We start from the raw sequence: 16022 nt of genomic DNA on the forward strand, positions 1-16022 counted from the left end.
ATTATTACTTTATTTCTTTTCTTTAGAATCAGTAGACTTCTCGGTTCCGCTTGTTTCTTTATCCTTTTTGTCCTCTTGTTGTGTTGTTGTGTCGTCTTCTTTCTTCTTGTCCTCACCTTTACTACAACCTACCATTAATAAAGAACTTGCAAGTGCCATAGCAGTTAATGATTTAACCCATTTGTTCATTTGCGTTTCCTCCTTGTGATAGAATATGTACAACCTCATATTACTCTCTATTTTTAAAGGAGAGATTGAAAAACAGTAAATATACGGTAAATTTTTGTAAATTTTCCGATAACAAAACCTAATTTTAATTTATATATTTCATTTCCAATCGATACACAATAAAACTAGTTTTTTTCTCTCAATGGACGTAAAAAAACTAAGGCGCATACCATTTCGCCTTAGTTTCTCATGCAAACTTTTCATTTTCATATAGATGTGTAATCTTATATTCCTTCTTCATAACATATTGCCACACACTATAAGCGTAACGGTTCATTTTCAAGAAACAATTTTCCAAAAATGAGCGAAACTCTGGATTAGCAACTTCCACTGCAACTTGAGCAAACTTTAACGCTAACCGTTTTAAATACGAAATATAACAAGTTGCAATATAAATATCTCCTGTATATTTACTATCGGTTTCCTTTTCCATTTCATGAAAATGAAATGCAATCGGTTCACAAGTTATATGCTGTACATTCTCTCCTTCTTGAAAATTCACTTGTTCATTATAAGCTTGCAACATATATGGTAAGTGATGCTGTAATAGCTCCTTTAATTCTCCGTCTCTTACTTCTCCTGTATACTCCCCAACCTTATTTATAAGCATATAACTATACCTCATTAATTCTTTCATACAATCCATGAAAGTGCCTCCCTTCTTTTTGTCTATATGCTATAAATATGATGCTATAACATTTGCTATTCTTGCTAAAAACCAATCCCATTTACTTATTTTCTCAAAATCTTCTTCCGAAAATCTTTTTGATTTATGAAAGTCTTCTTTTAATCGGTTCCATACGTCCGCTGTTACTCCCTTATCATAGATAATACAATTAGACTCCGTATTTAAATAAAAACTTCTATTATCAAAGTTTGCGGTACCAATATCAACAATTTCCCCATCAATGATTGTTACTTTCCCATGAAAAAAACCATTCTGATATTGATAAATCTCCGCTCCAGCATGTAACATATCTTTCAAATATGGATAGGCAGCTTGTTTTAACAATACGGCATCACTTTTAAATGGCACGAGAATTTTTACATTAACACCACGATTTAATGCAGCTTTTAACTCTTTCACCATTTCTTTACTTGGTACAAAATATGGTGTAGCGATAATTAAAGACTTTTTAGACTTTTTTAAAAGTGCCCCATACTTTTCCCATAAGCCTTTTCCATTTGAAAATAAATATTGATATTTCACATTCCCTAATGTAGGTATACTTTCATGTATAGGCATTTTTTCTCCTGTATCTTCTTTCCAATCTTCGGCGAACTTTCTTTCCATATCCGCTGCACCCTCACCATGGATGCGCACGTGATAATCACGCCATGGCCCAAACTTTGGATTTTGTCCAAGGTACTCCTTTCCGATATTAAAGCCACCGACGTATGATACCTTTCCATCTATCGTAACAATACGTCTATGATTCCGTTGATGCAAAGAATAGAACAAATTTTTCAGCTTCGGTTTTTTACTAAATGTAAACTTCACACCGTTTTCCTTTAATCGGCTAATTACCTTTTTCTTCAGCTTATATCCACCTATCCGATCGACTGACAATTTCACTTCTACTCCGCTAGATGCTTTTTTCTCTAATAACTGTAAAAACTCTTGGCTTATTTCATCTTTTCCTACAATATAAAAATGGATATATATATACTTTTCTGCATCGTTTATATCCTCAAATAATTTTCTATATAACTCTTCACCGTTCGTATATAATTGAAATTCACCTAATCGAACTTGTCCTAATTCATATTCACTAGCCATTTCCTTCCCCATTTCCACATCGATGTTCATCCAAATGAATACACCTATTAAACAAAGGGTTATAGCGAAAAAGTGCTTCATGGATAAATTCCTTTCTCCACTTACTGTTATTTCTATATCTTCCCTTTTTTATTACATTATCATTCAAGAAAATATGTCATTGCATGATATATGTCCATATCAAACAATAGCTCATTTGCATATTGTATGTTGTATCTTAAAATAAAAGGAGGAAATAACAATGGGCTTCGCACATGGTAATGGATTTGCGCTATTAGTCGTATTATTTATCCTCTTAATCATCGTCGGTGCTGCTTGCTTCTGCTAAGTAGCTACTGTCATATGATATGTGGATGAAAAAACTATAAAAGCGGACACCTATTTTTAGGTGTCCGCTTTTCATTTTAAAACCATTTCCGACTGCTATAGTAACTTAAATAGCTAAATATTCATCTCAAAAGGTTAACAATGTGGCTACTTTCTTACTCTCTGCCTTACGTATATGACGCTGTTCTGCACGTAACACAGCAATACGATGTAATTCTTTCTCTTCTTCTGTTTCAGGGATAACACGCGGTACTGGAACTGGATTATTTTCCTTACTAAGTGCCACAAAAGTAACGAATGACGTTGCCGCTATACGCTTCTCACCTGAAATTAAATCTTCAGCTACTACCTTCACAAACACTTCCATCGAAGTTCTTCCCGTCCAAATTACGAAAGATTCATAACTAACACAATCTGAAGAACGAACAGGATGTAAGAAATCGACCCAGTCCATAGATGCTGTGACACATTCCTTTCTCGAATGTCTGGATGCTGAAATAGAAGCAACCATATCCATCTCCGCTAATATCTTCCCACCAAATAGCGTGTTATGATCATTTAAATCTGTTGGGAATACTCGGCTCGTTTTGAACACCCTTGACTCATTGGCTGTTTTCCCCTTTACTTCTGTCATTGTTATCACCCCTTTAATGATTTATCCCTAATATTTCAATAATCACTATACTAAATGAACTACACGTTTAATATTAACAACATTCAGAACTTTTAGTCCACAAAAAAGAACCGATTTTATCAATCGGCTCCTCTAAATACATATTGTTCTTTCGGCTGTTCAACTTTATTCCATTTTGTTACTTCTAATACAGGAATATTCGCATGAAACGGCTGATAAAACTCAGTAGTTATCTCTCCTTCTACTTGAATCCAGTCATCATTTTTCCACTCTACGCCTTCTGGCTTTTTCACTAACATACCATACACACCAGAATCTGCTACGCAATGTATAATACCGAAACGGAATAAGAAGTATTGTTCTTTTTTAGAAGAATCATCCCTAAAAACAAACCCTTTAAAAGATAATTTTTTCCCAGTAAACTCGCCAGGATAATTATAAATTGTTTCCATACCCTTTAGGAAGTCTTCATCTTTCAAATTAATATTGTCTTTCGTAACAAACTCTTTCTTCCCTTTTTCCATTACACCACGGTATCCTTCTTTCCCGTAATAAATGCTCGTATCAGGTCTTAGAAATTGTCTTGTCATAAATGGATCCTTACTTTCTGCTTGTGCAACAGGAAAGTGAAATCCTTTCGCTTTAACAATATCCGAATCTAACGTCGCAATTGGGAAAAATAACCCTGAGATAATTGGAAAACAAAATAATGAGTATGAAAATGCTTTTTTCCACCATGTATTCTCATCTTTTGAATGATCATGCCCGCAATGGCTATGGTCACAACTACAATCATTTTTCTCTTTTTCCTTTTGGTGCTCTTTTTGGAAAACGACGATAATTTGTACAATCGTTAAGAAACCTAAAATAATTGCCGCTGTTGTTGATAAATAGGCATACTTCATATTGATATACTTCGTAATGTTACCGGAAATATGAAGCTGCGCAATTAATATTGTAAAACCTAATAATATATATGCTCGAAACATAACCTACCACCCCATCGCATAAATGAGTAGTGAGCTTGCATAAACAACAAGAGTAACTGTAACTATAACAACAATTACAAATTTAGTTTTAAATGTCGCAAGCATCATAAACATATTTTTAATATCCACCATCGGTCCGTAAACGAGGAACGCGACAAGTGAAGCTGTTGAAAACGTACTTTGGAACGAAGAAGCGATAAATGCATCTGCCTCTGAACAAAGTGATAATATATAAGCAAGTCCCATCATAACAGCTGATGAAGAAAACGGACCTTGTCCAATAGCAAGAAGTGTTGAAGTTTGTACAAACGTTTGTACCGCTGCTGCAATTAACGCACCTAGTACTAAATATTTTCCCATTGAGAAGAATTCCTCAACAGCGTGTGTACATACATCCCACATTTTTTTACGCAGTGGACGCTTATTATTCACTTCTGGGAAGTGATCATCTCTTAATTGATGTTCTTTAAACATAAAGGATAATATAATTCCAACGATAATGGCTACGATAATCGCTACAATAGAACGATACCATACCATGTGCATACTACTCCCAAAGGCAACATAAGTAGCAAATAATACAACTGGATTAATAATAGGTCCAGTTAACATAAATGCAATCCCTGCGTATGGTGGAACGCCTTTTCCAATTAATCGTCTTACAATCGGAACAATTCCACATTCACAACCTGGAAACAACATGCCTAAAAAAGTAGCTAATAAAACAGACAGAAATCGGTTCTTCGGCATCCATTTTGCCACCATATCTTCTGTCACGAACATTTGAATGAATCCTGAAATAAATACACCAATGAGCACGAAAGGAAGTGCTTCGATCAATATGGAGATAAAAATTGTATTCATTTGCAGGAATGCTTTCGGTAATTGAAACAATTCCATGATGTATTTCCTCCAACTTTTCATTAACAATATGTAATTTTAACCCCATTTCATTAATTGAACAAGGTTTATATGGCATACATACCCTTTATATACATTACATTGTACAAGTTATATTCTATTCAAAATTTGAGATTTCATAGCAAAAAAGCTGCTCTAGCGTAGTTATATAACTATGCTAGAGCAGCTTTCTTATCGTTAAAAGTAACGTTTCTTCCAAAAAACAAAAGCTAACGTGAAAGATAGTGTTACACATATGATGAGTACAATTACAAAACCGTGTGCTTCCCCTTCAAACGGAACCTTTACGTTCATTCCAAAGAAACTAGAAACCATAGTCGGTAAAGATAAAATGATGGTAATTGACGTTAACAGTTTCATAACACTATTTAAATTATTTGATATAACGGAGCTAAAAGTATTCATCATTCCACTTAAAATGTGACTATATATTTCCGCCATTTCAATAGCCTGTTTATTTTCAATTAATACATCTTCTAATAAATCTTGATCGTCTTCATACATTTTTAAAAATGTACTATTACGCATTAACTTTTGAATTACAATTTTATTAGCCTTTAATGACGTTGTAAAGTATACTAAACTTTTCTCAAGGCCTAACAATGTGAAAATCTCTTTATTTTTCATTGACTGATTTAATTGATGCTCTAAATCAATTGTTTTTCGATTTATTTGCTTTAAGTATCTTAAATAATAAGTAGAAATCGTATATAAGAGCTGAAGTGCAAAGCGCGTCTTCTTAAACGTATAAAATTCTTTAATACGTTGATTAATAAAACGTTCAAAAATTGGATTCTCTTCTAAGCAGATTGTAACAAAACAATCCGGCATCACAATCATACCTATTGGAATCGTGTCATAAATCGAATTTCCTTCTTCGTCATGTCTAACTGTCGGAATATCCACGATAATTAAAGTATTATTGTCTTCCTTTTCAATACGAGAGCGTTCTTCATCATCCAAAGGGTCTTTAATGAAATCTAAGTCTACATTTAAAGTTTGTACTAGATATTGAATTTCTTCTTCTGTTGGATGAAGTACATTAATCCAGCACCCCTTTTGCATTTCCTCAATCTCTTGTAGTTTTCCGTTTCGGTCTGTTAAATATATATTTAACATACTATCACCCCGATTCTTTTTACATGTAGGAATCTACCTCTCTTAAATCACAGTTTTTAAACCGCCATTCTCAGCATATGAAACATACGTTTAAATTTCAATAGAAAAATTATTTTGAAAACGTTTTTATAGGAAAAATATTATAAAGTGAAACTTTAATCAGTAGGTGGCTTTATCCCCCGCTGATTATTAGCCCTCACAAATCGGGCTTTTACGGGTAGCCCGCCCCCCAACCAAACTTCTTTTCTTTCGCTGTATTTTGAGGTGAGGGTCTCAATGCCCGTTAAAGCGGGCTAAACATAGAAAAAGACAGAGTGCTCTCTGCCTTAAAAGCTTATGTTGCCTTTATAACATATTTAGAAAGCATCCACAAGTTAAACCCGACTGAAATCGTATAGCCCGCGTATGTTGAAATGATAAAACTTACATAATCGAAATACGGAAGCAATACAATATTTAAAACTATCTTTACAATAATTCCAATCACTAGTCCTAGCACCGTCTTCTGCTGTTGATTGATTCCTTGTAGCATAGCAGCCGTTACTGTAAAAAGAGAAAATAGTATGCAAGCAGGAGCATAATACTGTAAAATGATTCTCCCCATCTCTGGATCATTTCCAGCACCGAATAAAAGAGTATATACAGGTTTGGCTAACACCATCATTCCAATTGCCGCCGGTACCGTAATCGCTACTACTAATACATTTGTTCTCGTAAAATGTTTGTACAATAGCTTCGTATTTCCTGCTGTGTAAGCTTTCGTCATCTCTGGTACGAGAGACATACTAAAAGCTGTCGCAACGGATACCGGGATAAGCACAACCATTTGAACAAGACCAATTATCGCATTAATTTTTTCCGCTTCTCCTTGCATATATCCTATTTGTATAAGTAGTTTATTAATTGTAAATGTATCAATCGTCTGATACAACGGAATTGCTAAGCCCACCACAACAAAAGGAATAGAATATGTAAAGAGCTCCTTATACAATGAGAAAAAAGATTTCGTTGTTTGTGGTATACTTTCCATCTCTTTTTTCTTTAAGTGCCTTCTCCTTCTTATATAATACGCACTTAAAGCAGTTAATCCACCTACAGCTCCCATAAATGCACCGAACGTTGAAATACCAACCGCTAGCGAAACAGAAGCTTTTAAAACATATAAAACAACAAAGCTTCCTATTAAAATGGTTAAAACCCGAAAAAATTGCTCTACAACTACACTTAATGCAGAAGGCCCCATCGATTGGAATCCTTGAAAGAAGCCCCTTAATAAACTCATTACTGGCACAAGTATTAACGCAAAACTTACAATTCGAATATTAGTAGTAACCGCTCCTACACTATTCCCCGTTTGATCATTCCCATCGATGACAAGTTTAGCTAAATGCGGAGCTAGCATATATAACGTAAAACACGAAATGACTCCCATTATAAACATAAACACGATTCCACTTTTCAACACTCTCTTAACCGTATGATAATCATTCAGTTGATCATATTTTGATACCATCTTTGAAACAGCTAGCGGTAATCCCATTGTTGCTATACTGAGCATGATGGTATAAGGACGATATGCATATGTGTATAGAACGTAACCACTCGTACCGACCATCGCTGTAAATGGTATAACATATATAAACCCTAACATTTTTGATATCATCGTTGCCATCGTTAAAAATATCGTTCCACGTATAAACGGTGACCCTTTCATCACATTCCTCCGCTACGCTTTATTATTACACATTATGGACAACTCCTTTTCTTTAGAACCGAAACAAACAAAAAAAGCCAATGAAAAATCATTGACTTTAACGCGCTGCTTTTTTCTTTTTGAAATATTTTAAACCAAAGTATAGAGCAATAAAAAGAACAGCTCCTATAATTATGTAATGTGTGTAATCAGATGCATACTCTTTAATTTGTCGCCAATTCCCACCAAGTTTTTCACCTAAGTATATAAATAGAATTGACCATGGAATGATCGCTACAACCGTATAAAGTGTAAATAGTTTTAATGGCATCTTAGCTAGTCCTGCTGGAATAGAGATCGCATGACGTACTACTGGGATAAAGCGCGCAGAAAATATTACGCCTGCTCCATAACGCTTAAACCAACCTTCCGCTATGTCTAAATGATGTTTATTAATAAGTAGATATTTCCCATATTTCTCTACAACCGGACGCCCTCCGTAGTATCCAAGCCAGTATAAAAAGATTTGCGCTAAAGTACCACCAATCGTTCCGGCGATAACTGCACCCACAAAACTAATTTTACCATTCGCTACTAAAAAGCCAGCATACGAAAGTACAATTTCACTCGGGATTACTTCAATCATTAAAGCAAGAGCTACTCCAAAGTAACCTAAGCTTGCAAAAAATTGCAATAACTGATCTATTATGTTTGCTAACATGTTCTTTTTTATCTCCTTTTTTCTTCACATACCATCCCATTATTACATAAAGGCTGCAATCTGCCAATATCTTCATTTTAACAATATGTACAATTCAAGCAGGATTAATCTATTAATTTCTCTTTCTGCGGGTCTTTCATGTAGGCAAACATCTCTTTAATTTGGCCTTCTGTATTTCTAGCAATTGATAAATTAGGCAATTCATTTTCATCAAAAAACTCCACCTCTTCTGTTTCAATGCTAGTTTTCTTTTCTCCACCAATAATCTCGCATCCAATGAAAATCTTATATACATGCGTCGCCGATGGAGAGGGTTGATGTTTTTCTTTATCAAATATAGCTAGTAACTTAAAATGATCTACCTCATAACCAGTCTCTTCGAAAACCTCTTTTGCTACAACTTCGGTTGGCGTATAACCGACATCAGCCCATCCACCTGGCAATGCCCATTTCCCATCGCTTTTTTCTTTCACAAATAATAACTTTTCATTTTGAAAAACAACCGCTCTTATATCAACTTTAGGTGTTTGATAGCCTGTCTCACTTGCAAATAATTTCTCTACGACTTCCCAATCTGTTTTCGTGTAATGTGACATCATTGAAATAGAAATATCTCGTAATTGCTGGAAACGCTCAATATCATACACATCCTTAGAATACGTTAAACCCGCTTGAGCTATAGATTGTATTTGTTTTACCCAATCAATCCATTTAATCGTCATATATCCGCATCCCCATTCTCTATCAAATATATTACTTCATTTTTATTGATACATCTTTATTATACAAAAAAAAGAGATTGATAACGTTTCAATCTCTTTCAAAATTAATCTAATTCATGTAAGTGGTCTTGTATATACTTTCTTCTTTTATTTATATATTCATAAATCATATCAGCCTCTTGATCAAATGTTTCTAATTTTTCTTTCATGTATGGATCTTGTAGTAAATATGGGCGAATCAATTCACACAACCCTTCTACTTTCGGCCTCATAAACGAAACTGTGAATTGATTTTCTAATATTTCTTCTAAAATACTTCGATACTGCTTTCTAAATGCAGGTATGTCTAGCAATCTTGCACTTAACGTATTATACCCTTGAATGCGAATATATTCATGATTAAGTGGTCTCCCTTGTACATCTCGCCCCCAAGTCGCATCATAATCCCACGGTATAACTTCAAATAAATTTGTTTCATCGTTATGATATAGTGCATAGTTATGAACGAAACCATCAAAGTTTTGCGTAAAAATAACTCCTGCTAACCATCGTAAATATTTATCTACATGTAGAAACTTCCCAATCTCTTTTTCATAGGCTTCCCTCGTCAAAGTATTCGCTTGAAATACAAATTCACTCAGTTGTTCTTCACTATTTTTATTCGAATATTTAAATTCATAACCCGCAAAGAGCTCTGTCTTAACATCTTTATCCCGTTCACTCATCAATGAAAAATTCGCATCATCATCTATCGCATAATAAATAGAACCACTCGGTAATCCTCTATTTTTCAAAAAATTTTCATCAACCGATTCTAACTGTAAATACACACCTTGAATTTGACCATTAATTTTTATAAATACATGTTGTGATTTTGGCGAAAGTACACCAATATCATGAAAAAAATCTAAAGATAATTTATTTCGTATGAGAGACGGATCCATAAACTCCGAATTCAAATGAAACTCTTTCGCACCTTGAAATTTTTTAGGCTTATAAAACATAACATGATAAGACTTTTTCTCAAATTCGCGAATATGAGCTCCTCGGTATACGATATCAATATCATACTTCTTTTTTCCATAAGTTAATTTTGCTGGCACTGGACTATCTGACCAAATGTCCTTTTTCAATTCCACTAAGTACATTGGATGAACAAAAAAATCATATGAAGGCAGCATGTTTTCTCATCCCTTCTCAGTTCTCTTCATTCAATGTATGCGCCTTGTCTTGTCCATACATCCGCAATCATCTATTTATATAAAATTACACTCTTGTCCTGTTCAGAAAGATGCCTACATACATATCATGTTAAGGAAAAAGAATACCTTTTCACTTTAATACATGATAAGGAGGATTTCTATGAAACGTGATATTAGAAAAGCTGTTGAAGAAATCAAAAGTGCTGGGATGGAGGATTTCTTACACCAAGATCCAAGTACTTTTGAATGCGATGATGATTGCTCTTCAAAAGTTGAATGTAGCGATGATTGTAATTGCCCAAGAACAAGATGTACTCGTGTGAAACATTGTACATTTGTTACAAAATGTACTCATGTAAAAAAATGGACATTTGTTACGAAATGTACTCGCGTACGCGTTCAAAAATGGACGTTTGTTACGAAAGTAACACGTAGAAAAGAATGCGTTTTAGTTACAAAACGTACGCGTAGAAAACATTGTACATTCGTTACAAAATGTGTGCGCTTTGAAAAGAAATTTTACTGGACTAAACGATGTTACTGTAAAAAATGCGAGTTCTTCCCTAACGGACACGGTGGCTCTTGCGATGATTCATGTGATCATGGTAAAGACTGTCACGATAGCGGACACAAATGGAATAATTGCAAAGGCGGCGGACATAAATTCCCATCTTGCAAAAATAAGAAATTCGATCATTTCTGGTATAAAAAACGTAACTGCTAGTTTTTACACCACCAAAAAAAGGCCGTTTTGCGGCCTTTTTTACATTTATTGAAAGTGACTTATATCTGCAAATTGCTTCACTTTACCATTACCCTCTTCAAATTCTATTATGCTCAAACTGGCACCATGCATAAATGGATCATCCCACACATTTTCTATTTCAATTCCCGCGAAATGCCCCACAAGTAATTTTGCTGCTGCTGCATGAGAAACAATCAATATGTTTTGTCCTTTATGCTTCTCTAAAAGAAGCTGCATCCCTTCAATTACTCTTTCATAAACGGCCTCAAAATTTTCGCCTGATGTTGACTGAAAAAGATGTGGCTCATTCCAAAATAGATGTACTTCTTCTGGAAATTGCTTTTCTATATCCGCAATTGTTTGTCCTTCCCATATACCCATGTTGATTTCATAGAAATGCTCATCCGCTATAATAGGTATATCACGTTCCCCCTTTATTAACTCTGCCGTATGAAGTGTTCTTTCGCTCGGACTACTATAGATCGCATGGATTGGTAAATCTTTCATTCGATTCCCTAATTGTTTCGCCTGAACTATACCATTTTCAGTTAAAGCAGAATTTTTCCGTCCCTGCATTCGCTTCGCTACATTCCACTCTGTTTCACCATGCCTTGTTACATATATAGTTGTTTTCATTTCTTACTCCCCCTCACCATGTTGGTCGTATTTCCCACGGTTCAACTCTCCCTACAATCCACTCCGCTCGTTTACTTTCAATCCCTTTTATAACTCCATCAGCTATCTCTTCATGCGTAAGCCATCTTCCATATGTATCTTCTAAAATAAAACCTAAAATAATTCTATGATACATACATCGCGTACTCCCTATTTTTTGTGCAGGCATACGTGATGCTTTACTACCTAAAATATGAAATAAACTATATGTTTTAGACGACAAATCTAGTTCTTTACAAATATTTGATAGTGTATGCTTTACACTTGTGTGTACCCATGCAACAACTAATGTGATCGGACCATTTTTCTTAATTGTACTTTTAATAGCTAGCTTTACATCTTCATCATTATGATAATCTAACGAAAGGCATGTAATATTTTCTGGTGCAGAACTCATCCGCTTAACATTTTCTAATTTCACTTCATCTCGCCCGATAATAGAAACATAAAATCCTTTCTCACAAAACCACATAGAAACTTTCTTTAGCATTCCTGTTCCACCAATTACAAGTGCATGCAAATGCTATCCCTCCCTAATAAAATGTCATATGAGGTTTCTCATCTCTATAATAATTTAAACGGTCTTGCAGTGTCCCTGAGTGAAACTCAAATTTATGACCGTCAGGATCAACAAAGTATATAGATTCGCAATCTCTGACATCACGTTCTCTTCCTTTTAAAATATGAACATCATTTTCTTCTAATCGCTGTATTAGACATTTAAAGTCTTCTTGTTCAACAGAAAATGCAATGTGCGTATAAGATTGATGAATCTCATTTCTCGAAATATGCGTCTCTTCATTAAGCGCTATCCATACTCCACATATGTTAAAATAAGCCAATTTTCTTCCTTTAACTAATAATTCTCCTTCTAATACCTTTTCATAAAACATAATAGAGTTTTCTAAATTAGATACCGAAAAACAAATATGATTGATTCCCCTTAACAACTATAATTCCTCCTTATACAAATAAAAGATGAGCGAAAATTCACTCATCTTTTATTATACTATTTTTTTGTAATATATGCCCATTTATAACTGAAGTCCCCGCCAAACGTATGGTTAGCAATACCTTTTACAAACGGCTTCTCTAAATAAGCTGTACTTTGTTGGTAAGTAGGAGAAATTGCTGCGTCTTGACCAATTAAGATTTTTTCAGCTTCCGCAAGTGCATTCCAGCGTGCTTTATCATCTTTTAATAGCTCTCCTTTTGATTTCGCTACTAAATCATCATACTTCGGATTAGAATAATCCATTTCATTAAATGAGCTTCCAGTAACAAACATATCAATATAAGTCATTGGATCCGGATAATCAGGGCTCCATGCAGATAATGAGAATTCGTATTGGAATTTCTTTTCTAAATCTAGCTTCTGCTTGTATGGTTGCTGTTTCAAATTTACTTTAATACCAGGCAAGTTTTTCTCTAGTTCTTCCTTAATAAAGTCGCCTACTTTTTTACGGCTACCGTTATCATCGTTTAGTAATTCAACCGTAATTGTATCTTGACCAAGCTCTTTCTTCGCTTCTTCCCATAATTTTTTTGCTTTCTCTGCATTATCTTTACTATCACGGAAGTTTTTATTTACAGAGCGGAAATCTTTTCCATCCGGACCTGTCGTGAATTTTTCAGGTACTAAGAAATATGCTGGCAATGAACCGTCATTTAAAATGACATCAGCAATTCCTTTTTTATCGTATGCTAAATCAATCGCTTCACGTACTTTTTGGTTTTTAAATGTTGCATTTTTTTGGTTAAAACGCAAGAAATATATGCGTGGATCTAACTTCGTTTTAAATTCATCTGGCTTATTCTTTTTATATTTATCAACAAATTCAGAAGTTAAAATAACTCGATCTGCTTGATCACTATCATATAAATTTACTCCCGTGCTTGTTTCCTTCACAATACTTACATTAATTTCGTCTAATTTTACAGTATCTTTATCCCAATAATTAGGATTTTTCTTCAACTGATAATTTTGTTCATGTTTCCATTGACTCATTGTAAATGGTCCATTATATAATAATTTATCTGCTTCTAATCCGTATTTATCTCCTTGCTCTTTCACATATTTTTCATTTAATGGGAAAAATGTAGGGAACGACGTAAGCTCAAGAAAATAAGGTGCTGGTTGCTCTAATTCTACTACCAACGTTTTATCATCCTTCGCTTTAACACCCAATTGATCTGCTGGTAATTCACCTTTATTTACTTTCTGTGCATTTTTCACATCAAATAAAATGAATGCATATTCTGCCGCTAATGCTTTATCTAATGTACGTTGCCATGCATATACAAAATCTTGTGCTCGAACTGGATCACCATTTGACCATTTCGCATCACGTAATTCAAATGTATATGTCTTTTTATCTTCACTAATCTTCACATCTTTTGCCATACCTGGTGTTGGTTTATTATCTTTATCTAGACGATATAAACCTTCCATTGCATTTACAAATACACGGAAAGATACAGAATCTGTTGATTTAGATGTATCCATTGAAGGAATTTCAGCTGTTTCTAGCAAATTTAAAACTTGTTTATCGGCCATTCCCTTATTCGATTCTTTCTTCGTTGTCGAAGCCTTCTCACCATTCCCACATCCTGCAACCAATACACTCGTCGTTAACGCAAGTGCAGCAATTGTTGTTGTCTTTCTCTTCATTCTTCCTTCCCCCAATCTATATGTATAAGTTAAATCCTATATAATATATTTCATTATACAAAAGATTCTGATTATTTTAAATATTTATTTTAACAAACATAGAAAAAAGCGATCGGAAATTTCTTTCCAGCCGCTTTCTTGAATAGCATTTACTTGTAATCCATCCTCTATATCAAATGGATTTTGAACTTTAAATATTTCTTCCATCAGCTTCAAAAACTCTTCTTCAGTTTTAGATTCACCATTAATCATAAGTGAGTATGGTTCCACTTCACCTAATTTATAATCGACAACAAATTGAATCTTCACCTTTTGTCTTGGCATTCCGGTGTTATATCCTTGGAATTCTACTAATTCTAACCCTTCCGTTCCACGATAATATATCCAACCTGAATTTTGAAAATAATTTTCGAAAGATTCACCTATTGAAAAGAAAGGATATTCATAAAGCGAGCTTGTACGAACCTTTTGAATAACGTCTCGATCAGTCGGAAAAAAGAAATGGCTAAAAAATATGCTAGCAACTGCTAAAATAGTAACAATTGTCGCTCCCATTTTGCTCGTTCCGCCGCTATCATTGATTAGATAGTTTTCAACTGATTTATCTTTTATTTCTCTTGCTTTTATTCGGTATATACGTCTTTCCGCAAATTGATAGTATAATCCATTTGCAAAAATCCCCATTCCAAACAGAATAAAAATGAGTAATAAAAACGTAAGAGGCACCATATTAATGATTGGCAACGCTACATTAAATCCCATATAATACGAAAACGCATCACACGCTACTAATAACAACATAAATAAAGCAGCTGGTACATAATACTTACGATATCCTAGCCAGCCTATATTGAAGACAGCAGCCCAACCATTCCAGCTCCACCTAGCAATCCGCTTATTCTCAAGATCCCATTTCCTTTTGTAATACGGATATTGTCTCCCTACATATACTTCCAGTTCTTTATCTATTAACGAGCTACCTTCCTCTTGTTCATTATCCAAGTTTCGCTGACAACTTGCACAATTTAACTGTTCCTCCTCGCAAGGTTGCCCACAATTTATACATTTCAAAACAATCCCTCTTCCCATCCATACGTCATTTCAAAATACCTTCGTGTTTTAATAACCACTCTTTCCTCCATAAACCACCAGCATATCCAACAAGCTTTCCACTCTTTCCTATTACACGGTGACATGGAACAATTATTGAAATTGGATTCCGACTATTTGCCCCTCCTATTGCCCGTACAGCTTTTATATTTCCAACTTTCTCTGCAATATCTAAATATGAAGCACTTACGCCGTATGGAATAGTATAAAGTGCATCCCATACATTTTTTTGAAATGCTGTTCCCTCCGCAGACAGCGGGACCGTAAACTCTTTTCTTTTCCCTTTAAAATATTCATCTAACTCATTTATACATTGTTCTATCATTTCATTTTTATTTTCTTCTTGTCGTTCATCAACAAATATAACAGACGTAATTCCTTCTTGATTCGCTGTAATTTCAAGCAAACCTACTTCGCTTTCATAATAAGCCTGGTACATATGCCATCCTCCAATTCAGTTCATATTAGTCATTGTAACACGAATA

The 16022-nt window shown here is 34.4% G+C and carries 19 protein-coding genes; 2 read left to right on the forward strand and 17 right to left on the reverse strand.

Annotated elements, in window-relative coordinates; translation table 11 throughout:
- Positions 1-9 precede the first annotated feature (9 nt).
- The 3 genes from ACTFO4_RS07415 to cls all read right to left on the reverse strand — a co-directional run bounded on the left by ACTFO4_RS07415 (position 10) and on the right by cls (position 2089).
- Complete coding sequence (locus ACTFO4_RS07415) at positions 10-189, reverse strand: hypothetical protein (RefSeq protein WP_001045960.1); 180 nt, start codon at positions 187-189, stop codon at positions 10-12.
- A gap of 226 nt (positions 190-415) precedes the next feature.
- Positions 416-874, reverse strand: coding sequence for a spore coat protein (locus tag ACTFO4_RS07420; protein ID WP_326264232.1), 459 nt, complete (start codon positions 872-874; stop codon positions 416-418).
- A gap of 30 nt (positions 875-904) precedes the next feature.
- Entirely contained in the window at positions 905-2089 is a 1185-nt protein-coding gene (gene cls / locus ACTFO4_RS07425) for a cardiolipin synthase (RefSeq protein ID WP_440013557.1), read from the reverse strand.
- A 160-nt stretch (positions 2090-2249) separates the two neighbouring features.
- Between cls and ACTFO4_RS07430 the strand changes: the two genes are divergently transcribed.
- On the forward strand, positions 2250-2336 hold the full coding sequence (locus ACTFO4_RS07430; RefSeq protein ID WP_000505094.1) for a YjcZ family sporulation protein: 87 nt from the start codon (positions 2250-2252) through the stop codon (positions 2334-2336).
- Between the two features lie 126 nt (positions 2337-2462).
- On the opposite strand, the gene ACTFO4_RS07435 is transcribed toward ACTFO4_RS07430, so the two are convergent.
- The 8 genes from ACTFO4_RS07435 to cotH form a co-directional block, all read right to left on the reverse strand.
- Positions 2463-2969 carry an acyl-CoA thioesterase gene (locus ACTFO4_RS07435; protein ID WP_000141164.1) on the reverse strand — a complete coding sequence of 169 codons (507 nt, stop codon included), beginning with the start codon at positions 2967-2969 and terminating at the stop codon, positions 2463-2465.
- A gap of 119 nt (positions 2970-3088) precedes the next feature.
- Positions 3089-3958: a TIGR03943 family putative permease subunit gene (locus ACTFO4_RS07440; RefSeq protein WP_440013555.1), complete on the reverse strand. Its 870-nt coding sequence runs from the start codon at positions 3956-3958 to the stop codon at positions 3089-3091.
- 3 nt (positions 3959-3961) lie between these two features.
- Positions 3962-4858, reverse strand: coding sequence for a permease (locus ACTFO4_RS07445; protein WP_000418716.1), 897 nt, complete (start codon positions 4856-4858; stop codon positions 3962-3964).
- Between the two features lie 198 nt (positions 4859-5056).
- Entirely contained in the window at positions 5057-5998 is a 942-nt protein-coding gene (locus ACTFO4_RS07450; RefSeq protein WP_000932389.1) for a magnesium transporter CorA family protein, read from the reverse strand.
- Positions 5999-6332: 334 nt separating this feature from the next.
- Complete coding sequence (locus ACTFO4_RS07455; RefSeq protein WP_017673193.1) at positions 6333-7712, reverse strand: putative polysaccharide biosynthesis protein; 1380 nt, start codon at positions 7710-7712, stop codon at positions 6333-6335.
- A 97-nt stretch (positions 7713-7809) separates the two neighbouring features.
- Positions 7810-8412: a DedA family protein gene (locus ACTFO4_RS07460; RefSeq protein ID WP_000880691.1), complete on the reverse strand. Its 603-nt coding sequence runs from the start codon at positions 8410-8412 to the stop codon at positions 7810-7812.
- 104 nt (positions 8413-8516) lie between these two features.
- Positions 8517-9134, reverse strand: a complete 618-nt coding sequence (locus ACTFO4_RS07465) for an NUDIX hydrolase N-terminal domain-containing protein (RefSeq protein WP_017673195.1) — start codon at positions 9132-9134, stop codon at positions 8517-8519.
- Between the two features lie 104 nt (positions 9135-9238).
- On the reverse strand, positions 9239-10315 hold the full coding sequence (gene cotH / locus ACTFO4_RS07470) for a spore coat protein CotH (RefSeq protein ID WP_098584069.1): 1077 nt from the start codon (positions 10313-10315) through the stop codon (positions 9239-9241).
- Positions 10316-10496: 181 nt separating this feature from the next.
- Here cotH and exsB point away from each other — a divergent pair, with 181 nt between their 5' ends.
- Entirely contained in the window at positions 10497-11060 is a 564-nt protein-coding gene (gene exsB / locus ACTFO4_RS07475; protein WP_017673196.1) for an exosporium protein ExsB, read from the forward strand.
- A 45-nt stretch (positions 11061-11105) separates the two neighbouring features.
- On the opposite strand, the gene ACTFO4_RS07480 is transcribed toward exsB, so the two are convergent.
- The 6 genes from ACTFO4_RS07480 to ACTFO4_RS07505 all read right to left on the reverse strand — a co-directional run bounded on the left by ACTFO4_RS07480 (position 11106) and on the right by ACTFO4_RS07505 (position 15976).
- Positions 11106-11717: a phosphoserine phosphatase 1 gene (locus ACTFO4_RS07480; RefSeq protein WP_017673197.1), complete on the reverse strand. Its 612-nt coding sequence runs from the start codon at positions 11715-11717 to the stop codon at positions 11106-11108.
- Between the two features lie 13 nt (positions 11718-11730).
- Positions 11731-12276 (reverse strand): short-chain dehydrogenase, encoded by a 546-nt coding sequence (locus ACTFO4_RS07485; protein WP_017673198.1) that lies wholly within the window; start codon positions 12274-12276, stop codon positions 11731-11733.
- 13 nt (positions 12277-12289) lie between these two features.
- A complete protein-coding gene (fosB, locus tag ACTFO4_RS07490) occupies positions 12290-12706 on the reverse strand; it encodes a FosBx1 family fosfomycin resistance bacillithiol transferase (protein ID WP_000943773.1) in 417 nt (138 codons plus the stop codon).
- Between the two features lie 59 nt (positions 12707-12765).
- On the reverse strand, positions 12766-14427 hold the full coding sequence (locus ACTFO4_RS07495) for a peptide ABC transporter substrate-binding protein (protein WP_000824276.1): 1662 nt from the start codon (positions 14425-14427) through the stop codon (positions 12766-12768).
- An 84-nt stretch (positions 14428-14511) separates the two neighbouring features.
- Positions 14512-15516 (reverse strand): DUF2628 domain-containing protein, encoded by a 1005-nt coding sequence (locus ACTFO4_RS07500; protein WP_078421001.1) that lies wholly within the window; start codon positions 15514-15516, stop codon positions 14512-14514.
- A gap of 7 nt (positions 15517-15523) precedes the next feature.
- Positions 15524-15976 (reverse strand): methylated-DNA--[protein]-cysteine S-methyltransferase, encoded by a 453-nt coding sequence (locus tag ACTFO4_RS07505; RefSeq protein ID WP_000283912.1) that lies wholly within the window; start codon positions 15974-15976, stop codon positions 15524-15526.
- Positions 15977-16022 lie beyond the last annotated feature (46 nt).

The sequence above is a fragment of the Bacillus cereus group sp. MYBKT14-1 genome (assembly GCF_051915185.1).
GTDB lineage: Bacteria > Bacillota > Bacilli > Bacillales > Bacillaceae_G > Bacillus_A > Bacillus_A cereus.

Bases quoted from the DNA above. Each gene is read 5' to 3' on its own strand.
- ACTFO4_RS07415 (WP_001045960.1), bottom strand. From the start codon at position 189: ATGAACAAATGGGTTAAATCATTAACTGCTATGGCACTTGCAAGTTCT.
- ACTFO4_RS07420 (WP_326264232.1), bottom strand. From the start codon at position 874: ATGGATTGTATGAAAGAATTAATGAGGTATAGTTATATGCTTATAAAT.
- cls (WP_440013557.1), bottom strand. From the start codon at position 2,089: ATGAAGCACTTTTTCGCTATAACCCTTTGTTTAATAGGTGTATTCATT.
- ACTFO4_RS07430 (WP_000505094.1), top strand. From the start codon at position 2,250: ATGGGCTTCGCACATGGTAATGGATTTGCGCTATTAGTCGTATTATTT.
- ACTFO4_RS07435 (WP_000141164.1), bottom strand. From the start codon at position 2,969: ATGACAGAAGTAAAGGGGAAAACAGCCAATGAGTCAAGGGTGTTCAAA.
- ACTFO4_RS07440 (WP_440013555.1), bottom strand. From the start codon at position 3,958: ATGTTTCGAGCATATATATTATTAGGTTTTACAATATTAATTGCGCAG.
- ACTFO4_RS07445 (WP_000418716.1), bottom strand. From the start codon at position 4,858: ATGGAATTGTTTCAATTACCGAAAGCATTCCTGCAAATGAATACAATT.
- ACTFO4_RS07450 (WP_000932389.1), bottom strand. From the start codon at position 5,998: ATGTTAAATATATATTTAACAGACCGAAACGGAAAACTACAAGAGATT.
- ACTFO4_RS07455 (WP_017673193.1), bottom strand. From the start codon at position 7,712: ATGAAAGGGTCACCGTTTATACGTGGAACGATATTTTTAACGATGGCA.
- ACTFO4_RS07460 (WP_000880691.1), bottom strand. From the start codon at position 8,412: ATGTTAGCAAACATAATAGATCAGTTATTGCAATTTTTTGCAAGCTTA.
- ACTFO4_RS07465 (WP_017673195.1), bottom strand. From the start codon at position 9,134: ATGACGATTAAATGGATTGATTGGGTAAAACAAATACAATCTATAGCT.
- cotH (WP_098584069.1), bottom strand. From the start codon at position 10,315: ATGCTGCCTTCATATGATTTTTTTGTTCATCCAATGTACTTAGTGGAA.
- exsB (WP_017673196.1), top strand. From the start codon at position 10,497: ATGAAACGTGATATTAGAAAAGCTGTTGAAGAAATCAAAAGTGCTGGG.
- ACTFO4_RS07480 (WP_017673197.1), bottom strand. From the start codon at position 11,717: ATGAAAACAACTATATATGTAACAAGGCATGGTGAAACAGAGTGGAAT.
- ACTFO4_RS07495 (WP_000824276.1), bottom strand. From the start codon at position 14,427: ATGAAGAGAAAGACAACAACAATTGCTGCACTTGCGTTAACGACGAGT.
- ACTFO4_RS07500 (WP_078421001.1), bottom strand. From the start codon at position 15,516: ATGGGAAGAGGGATTGTTTTGAAATGTATAAATTGTGGGCAACCTTGC.
- ACTFO4_RS07505 (WP_000283912.1), bottom strand. From the start codon at position 15,976: ATGTACCAGGCTTATTATGAAAGCGAAGTAGGTTTGCTTGAAATTACA.